The sequence below is a fragment of the Corynebacterium sp. HMSC28B08 genome, assembly GCF_001806865.1.
GTDB classification, from domain to species: Bacteria; Actinomycetota; Actinomycetes; order Mycobacteriales; family Mycobacteriaceae; genus Corynebacterium; species Corynebacterium auriscanis.
This window is the reverse complement of sequence record NZ_KV786185.1, coordinates 1-11,677: the sequence shown is the minus strand read 5'-3', so window position 1 is coordinate 11,677 and position 11,677 is coordinate 1. Positions and strand designations below refer to the sequence as shown.

Here is an 11,677-nt window from a genome sequence, read left to right as displayed (position 1 = left end):
TTTTGTCAGAGTTCTGCTGCACATTGTGTGAACGAGTGCGTGGGGCGGGTGGCGATCCGGTGGGGTGGGGCCGCGACCCCATGCCGTTCGGGAGGGGGTAGGGCGCTAGGCCGAGATGTGGGCGGCGGGTGCTACGACCCCACGCCGTTCGGGGGGTAGAGCGCTAGGCCGAGATGTGGGCGGCGGGTGCTACGACCCCACGCCGTTCGGGGGCAGGGTGCTAGGCTGCTGCGACCTCCGGGGCTGTGGTGAATACGGGCCGCTGATTCGGGATTGTTTCAAAAACCTATGGTTGGGACGTGTTTTTTGAAGGCGCCGGCGAGCGTGCTGCGAGGTACGGGCAATATCACTACCGTGGAACGCGCCGGTGAAACGCTGAGTGAATTCTCAGGTTCGACCGCGGATCGTTATACGTAAAGGATCGCCAGCCGGTGTAGCGGAAGCCGCGACCGGTTGGCGTGCAGAACAAGCATAGAAGGAGAATCACAATGGGTTTCATGGATAAGGCTAAGGACCTGGCGGGCAACAACCGCGACAAGATTGAAGAGCAAGGCAGCAAGGTTATTGATAGCAAGCTAGATGAGGGCAAGGCTGACAAGGCGAAGCAGGGCTTGGATAAAGGGCTGGACCGCGTTCTAGGTGAGGACGAAAACTAAGCGCATTAGTTTGCGCTCCTGGCTGGGGATTGTCGCGGCGGTACAGGGGCGGATCAGCGCAAACATTTTGGAGTCGGGTTCGCATGCAGTGTGATGCGGACCCGTTTTTCGTGCGTCGGCAAGCCGGTGTTATTCTTGATCGAGGTTTGCAAACCTCGACTTGGCGTGAGGCACAAGTTTCTACCGAATGTGGTTTGCGTAATCCGATGGTGGCGTGTCCGAGCGGCCGAAGGTGCTCGCCTCGAAAGCGAGTGTTGTGTAATAGCAACCGGGGGTTCAAATCCCCCCGCCACCGCCATTGCGAAGTCTCAAGACATTGTTCCTTATGGAGGATGTCTTGGGGCTTCTTTTTCGTTGTTTCTGTGGGGCCTTAGTTAAACGGGGGCCAGTTAAAGGGGCTCGGCTAAACGGGGGAGGCCAGTTAAACGGGGGGGCTCGGCTAAACGGGTTCGGTTAAGCGGGGCTCAGTTAAATCCGCGGCCGGACGGGGGTGGGCTGCCCCACCCCCGGCGGGAATATATTTAAGCCGTGTGAGCAGGGGCGCAGTTGTTCAACAAAAAATCTGGTGCCAGGAGAACGTTAGGAACGCCTGTTTATCACCGGATAGAGGCGTTAATCTCAGTTCAAGGTCAGATAATCGGAGGTTGATCGCTTCGATTGCTGTGGCCTCTCAACACCCCTCATTGTTCAACGCTGAAACGCCACAAAGGAGAGCACCATGAAAAGGCTCCTTTCAACCGCACTCGCAGCGGCTACCGCTACAGCGGGAGTTGTGATTCCCTCTGCGTTCCCCGCTGGAGCGGTACTCGACGGAACCATGCCCGCCGCGAATGCGGCTCCCGCATCTAGCTCCGGATCCACTACCCCGCCTCACGTGAAGGTAGAAAGCGATCCGAAGCCATCGCAGATCATACCTATCCCACCGAACCAACAAACCCAAAGCGGGCTTCGCTACGAGGGCCCCATGGCTGGCGCCCCCTTGGGCGGGGCATCCATTCGCCAATCGAATACTGCTTTCTACCACGAGTCCCGTGATCTCTCTGCATTCAAACCAGGGGATATCTTGGGGCAGCGTACTATTTCCTACCATGCATTGGGCCTGCAATTCCCAGTCAGCGTGGAGCAGATTCGCTACCGTACAACGGATGCACAAGGCCGGCCAAGCGTTGGAGTGACCTCCGTGGTGAAGCCTACCGGCAAGCCAAACGGCAGGCTGGTTAGTTACCACTCGGTGTACGATTCGCTGAATCCCGAGCATTCCCCCTCCCGCGCGATCGAAGGGGACTTCGCACTGGGCACGTTCTCCAGTGGAATGGAAACCGCTGTTCTAATCCCATATTTGGCGCAGGGATACTCCGTTGCGATCCCCGATATCGAAGGCCAAACCGCTGACTTTGCTGCGGGCCCAGAATACGGCCAGATCACGCTTGATGGAATCCGGGCAGCCCTGAATTCCAAAAAGTTGCGCCTCGGCACGAAGGCCAAGGTTGGGTTGTTGGGATACTCTGGCGGTGCGATCGCTACGAACTGGGCAGCACAACTGGCACCCCAGTACGCGCCGGATATCAATGACAACCTCGTCGGCGCAGCTACCGGCGGCACACTCGTCAACCCCATCCACGATGTGAAATACATCAACGGCAGCCCGCTGTGGGCAGGTGTGCTTCCCATGGCGGTGGTTGGTCTAGCGAGGGCATACGATTTGGACCTAGATCCTTACCTCTCCCCATACGGCAAGCGGATCATGACCAAGTTGCGCAACGCCTCCCTATTCGAAGTCCACGCGCAGTTCGGTGGCGTGACCTACGAATCCATGTTCAGGCCGGAGTACAAGGACCCACGGTCCGTTCCGGGGCTCGTTGACGTCTTGAACAAGGTGAACATGAACCTCGGGCCGAATCCGGACGTCCCATTCATGATCGGCCAAACCAATGGTGGCTTCATGGATGGCACCATGCCAGGACCAAGGGGAATCGGAAAGGGCGACGGAGTAATGGTGACCGGCGACGTTCGCTCTATCGCGGATAAGTACTGCAAGGCGGGTAACCCCGTGCTGTACCGTGAGTACGAAATCCTTCCGCACACCAGTGCTTTCGCGCTATGGTACCCGGAAGCCACGACCTGGCTCATGGATCGGTTCAACGGGCGCCCCGTTCCGTCCAGCTGCGGGCACATCCCGCGTGGCAATAGCTTGGAGGCGCTGACCCCAGTCAAGCCGGCCCCGCACAATCCTAAGGCGCCGCAGCCACAACCTGGTGGCGTTGCAGGGATTCGTGACCAACTGAATATCTAGGCAAGAGCTGCGACAGCACGACGGTAACGGGGGATTTTGGCTCGGCCGTTGCGTCGTGCTGGGGGCGGTTGCTGCGGCTTACCGATCCGACCAGCGCGGCTTCGGCGCCTGCCACCTTTCGCAGATCGCGATCGTCTCCTCGGCACCATCGGTGACGATCAGCGAATCAATATCGGTTTGCCGGATGAACCCTTCCGCGGACATTCCGGCCAAGCTCTCCACCAGCGGTTGCCAGAACTCCGCGCCACACAATGCGATGGGTTTGTGATGGATCCCTAACTGTTGTCCGGTCCACACATCAAAAACCTCATCCAGCGTGCCAGTGCCGCCGGGAAGCGCCACAAACGCATCGGCCAGCTCTGCCATGAGCCCCTTGCGCTCGTGCATCGAGTGCACCACATGTAACTGAGTGAGTCCGGGGTGGGCGATCTCGCCATCCACGAGGTGTTGCGGAATCACACCAACCACGTGCCCGCCCACTTCCAGCGCGCCGTCGGCGACCGCTCCCATCAGCCCGACTTTGCCGCCACCGTAAACAAGGGTTAACCCCTGCTTCCCAAGTGCGCGTCCGAAATCGCGGGCCATGCTCATGTACCTTTCGTCCACCCCGGGACGAGCTCCCGTAAACACTGCCACGGAATTAATCCGCCGGGCGATCGCGGGCAGAATGCGCTCCCGCATCAGGGGAGCGATGACATGGGGGCGCTGGGTGGCGTCGTCTAAAGATAACCAAGCAACCTCAGCAATTTCGGCCCGACCAGTGGTGATGCTGGCGAACGCCTGGGTATAAGGGTGGGAAAAGAGCGTGGCCTGGACGGTGAAGCCGTTCTCGTTGGCGGCCGGGGCGGAATGCACGCCAAGGAACCGCAGGCTGTTTTCTTTTATCTCGACGCCAAGCTCTTCCCTGACCTCGCGGATGATGGTGTGTTGGCTGGTTTCCCCGGCCTCGGGTTTGCCGCCGGGCTGCATGAAGAACTGCGAACCCTTCTTACGTACGCACAGCAGTCGGCCCTCTGGATCCTGAACGACCACCGCGCATACCTTGATTACGTTCGCAGCCACGATTACTACTTGCCCTACCTTTCGTCCATGCTTGTGTGGAAGCTTGTGCTGCATGCTCGCATTCGAAGCTTGTGCTGAAGGCCTCTGCCCGAGGTCCTCGTTGTCAGCCTGTGTTGCGAGCCTGCAGCCCGAAGCTTACTCAACTATTTCGGCACTGTCGGAGATGGCCACTATGGTTGAGGACACGTCATTACGTTCAGTGAGGGTGGATAAAAACCACCACGTTCACCGCACTATTGCACACCAACAATCCCCAGTAAAGGACAAGGCTTTCCGTGGCTAAATTCCTCTTTCATACTGGCCGCTGGTCGTTCCTCCATAAGTGGATGGTTCTTATCTTCTGGCTCGTGACCTTGGCTGCCGTCGCCGGTAGTGCCTTGACGTTCCAGAAGGGGTTTAACGACCTTTTCGAGATCAGTGACGTGCCCACAACGCATGCCACCGAAACGCTCATGGAGAAATTCCCGGGGACGAAGAACCCGGCAGCCGCTGCGGATGTCAACGTGGTGTTCCAGGCGCCCGAGGGCCATAAACTGGACGAACCGCAGTACATGAAAGCTATGGACGAAACCGTCCAGCACGTCAAGGAACACGTGCCGCAGCTGGGCGATACCATGCGGTTCCACAACCCCGTCACGATGAACGCTGGGTTGGAGAAAGAGCTGGTCAAGCAGTTGACCGCGCAGGGTTTACCCGAGCAGACCGCGCGGGCCGATGCCGATAATCTGCGCACGTGGTCCGCCGATGGGCGCACGGGTATTGCCACTTTCAGCTTTGATGTGCCGCTGCCTGCGGATGTCACGGAGGAAGATCGCGATGCGGTGTACGACGCGATTGCGAAATCCCGTGATGCTGGGTTGACCGTTGAGGTCGGCGGGCCCGGTTTTGGGGATCCCATCGCGGTTGAGCCCATCAGTGAGATCGCGGGTGTGATCGTGGCTCTCATCATCTTGTTCATTACTTTTGGATCCCTTATTGCTGCCGGGTTGCCGTTGATTACCGCGGTGATCGGGGTGGGCATTGGCGCCCTGCTGACGGTGGGGGCTACCGCGTTTGGTCCGTTGAATTCCATGACGCCCACGCTGGGCGTGATGATCGGCCTGGCCGTGGGGATCGACTATGCACTGTTCATCATGTCTCGTTATCGTGATGAGTTGAAGCGGGGACGGTCCAAACCGGACGCCATCGGCCTGGCAACCGGGACCGCTGGTTCTGCAGTGGTGTTCGCGGGGCTGACCGTTATCATTGCGCTGCTCGGCCTGCGCTTGGCCGGCATTCCATTTTTGGCGTACATGGGCTACTCGGCCGCCGCGTTCGTCTTCATTGCGGTGTTGGTGGCGCTAACTCTTCTGCCGGCCCTGGTGGGGATCTTTGCGGGGCGGCTCTTTAAGAAGGACGCCGCGCGGGCTGGGGTTGCGCTGGCTGATAGCGGTAACGCGGAACGGGGTGGCGACGGGGCTACCGGTGGAACCGAGGTAGCAGAGAGCGCCGGGGCGGCGCGCCGAGCTGGGGCTACGGACGGTGCTGAGGCCCCGCACCGAGCTAGGACAGTAGAGAGCACCAGGGCCGCGCGCCGAGCTGGGGCGCCAGACAGCGCTGAGCGCGAGGGGTTGAGCATGAAGTGGGTGAAACTGGTTCACCGGGTGCCTGGACTGATGTTGGCGTTGGTGATGGCGTGTCTGGCTGCGCTGACCACGCCGGCGATGGATCTGCAGCTGTCGTTGCCTTCGGATTCGACCTCGAACGTGGATAGTACGCAGCGCAAGGCTGCGGAGCTCACTGCCGAGGGTTTTGGGGCTGGTCGCAATGCGCCGTTCCTGGTGCTGGTAAACGCCACGAATGTCAACGAGAACGCGGAGGCGCTGAAGCCCTATGTGCAGGCGCAATTGCAGCAGGGCGCGCAGGGGCAACAGAGCCAGCAACGTAGTGGGGGCCAGGGCCAACAGGATGCGCAGCAGGGCGCGCAGGGGCAGGGCCAAGACAAACAGCAGAACAGCCAGGCCCAGGGCAAGTCGCACAATAACCACCTCCAAGCCGCCCGCTCGGCCGCGTTCATTTATGCGGTATCCGAGCTGAGCAATAATGCGGACGTTAAGCACGCTCAGCTGGTGGGCCAATCTCCTGACGGCACTACCGCGCAGGTCCTCGTCACGCCCAACGGCGGACCGATCGACGAGCGCACTGTGCAACTGATCCACGGACTGCGTTCCCAGCAGACGTTGATCGAGGCGGCCACCGGCGCCGACATGGGCATCACCGGATTCACTCCGATCCAGCAGGATGTGACAGACAAGCTGGAGGACGCGATGCCGATCTACCTCGGCCTTGTGGTCGGTTTGGCGCTGCTGCTCCTGCTCATGGTCTTCCGCAGTCTCCTCGTACCCGTCATGGCCGCTGCCGGATTCCTGCTCAGTGTCGGTGCGGCTTTCGGCGTCACAGTATTAGTGTGGCAAAAGGGTCTGTGGGGGTTGTGGGATTCACCGGGGCCCTTGATCAGTTTCATGCCAATCTTCCTGATCGGGGTAACCTTTGGGCTTGCGATGGACTACCAAGTGTTCATAGTCTCTCGCATGCGTGAGAGGTTCATTCACGAATCGAAGCGCACAGCCCACAATTCCCCCTACACCCCCACCGAGGATTCGGTGATCTTCGGTTTCGGCCTGGGTGCGCGCGTAGTTACCGCCGCCGCGTTGATCATGATTGGTGTGTTTGCCAGCTTTGTGTTCCAGCCCTTGCCGTTCATTCAGATTTTCGGTTTCGCACTCGGCGCCGGAGTTTTATTCGACGCCTTCTTTATCCGCATGACCGCCATCCCTGCGCTGATGATTCTCCACGGGCGGTGGACCTGGTACATGCCCAAGTGGTTGGATAAGATTCTTCCCACGTTTGATGTGGAGGGCGAGAAGCTGGAAGCGGCATTCAACTCTGGCGAGATTCACCAGATGGGCGATGACGCAGTGGGGGCGAGGCGCGGGTCCTGATTGGAACTTCCCACAAGCTTCCTACTTAACTTCCCACAGTAGGAGGTTAGTGGGAAGTTAAGTAAGAAGCCGGGGTGGCTGGCGGCCGAGGTGGAGTGGCTGGGGGCGAGCTGGGGTGGAGGGAGCAGGCCATCGCGTCCGAATTTGGGCGGCGGAGAAACCGCCACCAGCGCGGCCGCCTCTATGACGAACTACGCACCGGGATGACCAGCAACGATCCGACGAAACTCACCACGGCGCACAGTCCGTACAACCCGGGGTAACCACCGAGGTTGTGCAAGGCCAACGCCGCTATGCCTCCCGCGACCATATTCGTGATGCCGACCGTGAGAGTCATGATGGAAATGTCCCGCGAGCGGTTGTACTCGCTAGGGAGGGATTCGTTGATGAGGGCTTGGTCCACAGACGTGAACACTCCCCAGGCCAAGCCGAGAATTACTGCTGCGAAAACAACCGTGATCATGTGGTGCGCAAATGCCATGAGCAGCGTTGCGGCGGCAACTGCCCAGGAGCTCACAATCACGAATACCTTGCGCTTGCCCAGTCGATCCGAAAGGGAACCCCCGATGAGGCTGGTCACCACGGTGCATGCGGCGTAAATGACGGTGAGGATCATCACTCCGGTATCTGGATCATCGATGCCGATATGATCCGCTAAATAATACAGAAGGTAGAACAGGGCTGTGTAATTGCCGATGTGAATAACAAAGCGGGAAGCGAATACCCACCAATAGTCGCGGTATGAATGGGTGCGCGGATTGGCGGAGGGATTTGATGGGGTTGATTCCGGGAGCATTCTGCTGCTCAGCGCCTGTTGCTCTGCGCGCAGAATAACTCTCAATCCGGAGCCAAAAATCATTTGGAGCGTGGTTGCAACTAATACTAAGGCGGTAACCAAATACGCTGTGCGGAGATCCAGTGCAGACGCAATGACAGTTCCCATCACAAGACCCAGCGTGTAAGTCGCGCCCAACACTCCCGAAATCGTTCCGTATTGCTTTGGGGGAGCTACATCGGGACCGACGGTGAGCAGGTTATTGGTGACAAAAGCCATGCTCATCTGGAACACAGCCCACATGAGCAGCAAAAGGGAATAACTTGGCGCAAAAGGGGCGATGACCAAGCACAATGCGCACAGGGCTGAACCGGCCAGGATCCACGGCATGCGCCGGCCCCATCGAGACCGGGTTCGGTCGCTCAGCGTGCCCGTGATGAGGCTGGTGACAACCATCACTGCTCCGCCGAGCATCATGAGAACCGAAAGCGCTGTTTCTTTGTCATCCGGTCGCAGAACCATCAATTGGTTGCCAAGCAGCAATTGGGAAGGGGCAGCCCATCCCACGCATGATCCGAAATAGGCCAAGCCATACCGAGTCATCCAATTGCGGGTGACGTTTTCTGAGATTACTTCACTCATCGGTTCGGCCTATTTTGGTTCGCCGCTCGCCGTTCGCCACGCGATTCCACGGTCGGCGATTCCGTGGTTGAAAGCCCGGCTGGCTGAGCCCCACACCCTGCAGGTAACCGCCGGGCTCTGTGTATTGCTCCCTGATATGCCGGGTGATGCCACCGGATTTGATGATGTCCCGCAGCATGTATCCACTGGGCTTGACCACGCGGTTCAGCGTTCCCGGTTCCATTCCTACGATGCCGAACCGCTGGGCCATCCCCTCGGTCCACTCCCAGTTATCAATGAAACACCAGTGGTAATAGCGTTCGATAGGAACTCCCTGGGCATGCGCGTCCGATAAAGCTGTTAGGTGGTCAAGCAGGAACCGGCAGCGAAACCTTTCACTCGAGGGTTCGCCCGATCCGTTATCGGCGGTCCCATTTTCGGTGATCCAGATCGGTAGTTGATAGGTGCTGCTTAAACGGCGCGAGACATCCACCAAGCCTTGCGGATACACCTCCCAACCCAAATCATTGACGTCTGCATCGGGAAACGTGCCGTCGGACGGGCCGCGGACTGCGGTGCGTGAGTAGTAGTTAATTCCAATTGCATCTGCGTAATGGCCAGGGCTAATCGTCGTGTGGGCTTTCCCCAACAGGGGCGAAAACGTCCCGGTGAGGAATGCTTTTTCGACCACGCGGTTGAAAGCCCATTCGTTGAAAGTAGTGAAAACCCGGTGGAGGGGATTCTTTGGATTAAGTGGTGCAAAAACGCGTACGTGATGTGCAAACGCCACCTTGATCTGCCGTTGCGGGCTATCCAATGCTTCATGGATCAATTGGTATGCCCGAATGTGCGCCACCGCCATGTTCCGCAACGTGCGTAGCAGCGCTGGCCAGCTGGTTTTCCCGGGCGGGGATTCACGGAACAGGTATGCCTGCGTGGCGAACACATTGGGTTCGTTGATTGTCACCCAGTCATCAACTACATCACCGAGATGTTGAATGACCGTGCGCACATAGCGCAGAAAGAGACTGACGTTTTCCTCACGGGTGAAGGCCCCCAAATCCTCGAACCACAGGGGATGCCCGAAGTGGTGCAACGTCACTAACGGGGCGATTCCCCGTTCCTTCAGGTCGGCAATTTCGGCGGCATATCGGTCCAGAGCGGCGAAATCGAACTCGCCTCGCCGCGGTTCAATCCGGGCCCATTCCACGGAGATACGGGCAATCTGAAGACTGAGCTCCTCCATGATCCAGTTATCTTCCCGCCACCGGTTCCAATGGTCGGTCGTGACATCGGGCGATGTTCCGTCTACTACATGCCCCTGATCCGCCCAGCGCGACCAATTGTTGGCGGGCAAGGATCCTTCGATCTGCAGTGCCGCGCTGGCCGTACCAATTGAAAAACCAATGGGGTGAGAAAGCTGACTCATGAAGGTCAGTGTAGTTTTTCAGCAAAAACCTTTGGATCAATTTCCAAAAAGCGCTGCTGTGCTGTACCTAGCGAACCCCGTCAATGAAATTCGTGGGCACTACTCGATCCGCCCAATCGGGTCCGTAGTAGCGGCTCATGAATTCCGTGCGGTACTCCTCAAAGCGGCCTTCCTTCATCGCCTCGCGTATATTGTCCACCAGCCGGATCATGAAGTGTAGATTGTGCATCGTGCACAGCGTGCCCGCCAAAAACTCCTTTGCCTTCAGCAGATGGTGAATGTATGCGCGGGTGTAATTCTCGGATACGTACCCGCCGACCTCCGCATCTACCGGCGTGAAATCTCGCTTGAACCGCGCGCCCGTCAGATTCATCCGCCCGTCTAAGGTATACACACCTCCGCGCCGGCCCAGCCTGGTGGGTGCAACACAATCAAACGTATCCGCACCTGCAGCGATAGCGGTGAACAGGTCATCGGGCTTCGAAATCCCCAGCAAGTGCCGAGGCTTTTCCTTGGGAAGCTCATCGCACACCCATCCAACAATCGTGCCCAGGTTTTCTTTCTCCAACGCACCACCGATGCCGAATCCTCCAAAGCCTCGGCGTCCAGCGGCTTCCGCCTGCTCCGAAAGTTCCACGAGGCCACGGGCAGCGAGGCGTCGTAAATCTTCATACTGCGCACCCTGCACCACGCCCCACAGCGACTGCAACGGCCGATGCGTGCGAAGGTTGGTGAGGCGGTCGTGCTCGTCCAGGCATCGCTGCGCCCAACGGCGGGTACGCTCCACGGATTGCTCTTGGTACTGGCGCGTATCCACCAGGGTGGTCAGCTCGTCGAACGCGAAAATGATGTCCGCGCCCAGTTGGTGCTGGATCTGCATGCTGACTTCCGGGGTGAAGCGGTGCTTCGACCCATCGATCACGCTGCGGAAATCCACGCCGTCTTCATCGACGTGCGCCATGCGGTCCTTGTTCTTGGCGCGGATGTCCTTTTCCGTTAGGCCCACCGTGTCCATCGCCAGCACCTTTTTGAATCCGACGCCCAAGCTCATCACCTGGAAACCTCCCGAATCGGTGTACGTGGGCCCGTGCCAGTTTTCAAAAGCGGAGACCCCGCCCGCTTCATCCACAATGTCGGGGCCTGGCTGCAGATATAGGTGGTAGGCATTCGAGAGGATGGCCTGCGCACCGGTCTCGCGGATCTGATCCGGCGTGAGCGTTTTCACCGTTGCCTTGGTTGCCACCGGGATGAACGCGGGGGTTTCGATATCGCCGTGCGGGGTGTGGATCACGCCCGTGCGCCCGTGAACTGCGCCTTTGGTGCCTGCGGGCGTGGCGGAGGAGGGATCCGAGATCTCCCCGAGCTCGTGGCCGAGGGTGAAGGTGGTGTCGGAGGCTTTGACATTGGTGCGGGAGCCGTTGGTGCCCTTGGCGTGGGATTGCGCAGTCATGGAGCATGAGTTTAGTCGGTCGCGCGCGAGGCTAGGGTTGGCGTGTCGCGGAACAGATCCCGATCTGTGCGATCGTTCCTACGACTGCACTATCCCTCCCTCTTTCCCTTTGTCCCTTTCTCCCCTCATTTACTCGTTCCAACACGCCAACGCGCCCTCTCTTCCATTCCTCCCCTCCAACGGCTCCTTATTCTTCCTCCCCTCTCTCCAACGGCTCCTCATTCTTCCATTCCTCTTTCCAATGGCTCCCTCTCTTCCTCCCCTCCAACGCGCCCTTTCTTTTCTTCCCTCCCTCCTCGTAGAGAAGCAGAATGAGATGCGCGATGTTGTGGTTTGACGTGTCGTTTCATTCTGCTTTGCGGGGTTGTGCGGTACAGGGTTGGGCGGTAGGGGTGGGAAGGTGCGGGGTT

The 11,677-nt window shown here is 58.9% G+C and carries 7 protein-coding genes and 1 tRNA gene; 4 read left to right on the top strand and 4 right to left on the bottom strand.

Annotated features, from left to right (window positions below; genetic code table 11):
* The first annotated feature begins 497 nt into the window (after positions 1 to 497).
* The 3 genes from HMPREF3098_RS11595 (at position 498) to HMPREF3098_RS10140 (ending at position 2,949) form a co-directional block, all read left to right on the top strand.
* The gene (locus HMPREF3098_RS11595) at positions 498 to 656 is read left to right on the top strand and encodes a hypothetical protein (RefSeq protein WP_168156025.1); all 159 of its coding nucleotides are present in this window, start codon (positions 498 to 500) and stop codon (positions 654 to 656) included.
* 208 nt (positions 657 to 864) lie between these two features.
* Positions 865 to 954 (top strand) — tRNA-Ser (locus HMPREF3098_RS10145).
* A gap of 420 nt (positions 955 to 1,374) precedes the next feature.
* Positions 1,375 to 2,949, top strand: a complete 1,575-nt coding sequence (locus HMPREF3098_RS10140) for a lipase family protein (RefSeq protein ID WP_070435044.1) — start codon at positions 1,375 to 1,377, stop codon at positions 2,947 to 2,949.
* A 78-nt stretch (positions 2,950 to 3,027) separates the two neighbouring features.
* Here the strand turns inward: HMPREF3098_RS10140 and HMPREF3098_RS11120 are convergent, their stop codons facing one another.
* Positions 3,028 to 4,011, bottom strand: coding sequence for a TIGR00730 family Rossman fold protein (locus HMPREF3098_RS11120; RefSeq protein ID WP_246815931.1), 984 nt, complete (start codon positions 4,009 to 4,011; stop codon positions 3,028 to 3,030).
* A gap of 275 nt (positions 4,012 to 4,286) precedes the next feature.
* On the opposite strand from HMPREF3098_RS11120, the gene HMPREF3098_RS10130 reads away from it, so the two are divergent.
* Positions 4,287 to 6,992 (top strand): MMPL family transporter, encoded by a 2,706-nt coding sequence (locus tag HMPREF3098_RS10130; RefSeq protein WP_070435043.1) that lies wholly within the window; start codon positions 4,287 to 4,289, stop codon positions 6,990 to 6,992.
* 181 nt (positions 6,993 to 7,173) lie between these two features.
* On the opposite strand, the gene HMPREF3098_RS10125 is transcribed toward HMPREF3098_RS10130, so the two are convergent.
* The 3 genes from HMPREF3098_RS10125 to tgt all read right to left on the bottom strand — a co-directional run bounded on the left by HMPREF3098_RS10125 (position 7,174) and on the right by tgt (position 11,267).
* Entirely contained in the window at positions 7,174 to 8,409 is a 1,236-nt protein-coding gene (locus HMPREF3098_RS10125; RefSeq protein ID WP_070435042.1) for an MFS transporter, read from the bottom strand.
* A complete protein-coding gene (locus tag HMPREF3098_RS10120) occupies positions 8,402 to 9,817 on the bottom strand; it encodes a glycoside hydrolase family 1 protein (RefSeq protein WP_083284471.1) in 1,416 nt (471 codons plus the stop codon). The genes HMPREF3098_RS10125 and HMPREF3098_RS10120 overlap by 8 nt, the downstream gene beginning before the upstream one ends.
* Before the next feature lie 67 nt (positions 9,818 to 9,884).
* Positions 9,885 to 11,267 (bottom strand): tRNA guanosine(34) transglycosylase Tgt, encoded by a 1,383-nt coding sequence (tgt, locus tag HMPREF3098_RS10115; RefSeq protein WP_083284469.1) that lies wholly within the window; start codon positions 11,265 to 11,267, stop codon positions 9,885 to 9,887.
* Between the last annotated feature and the right edge of the window lie 410 nt (positions 11,268 to 11,677).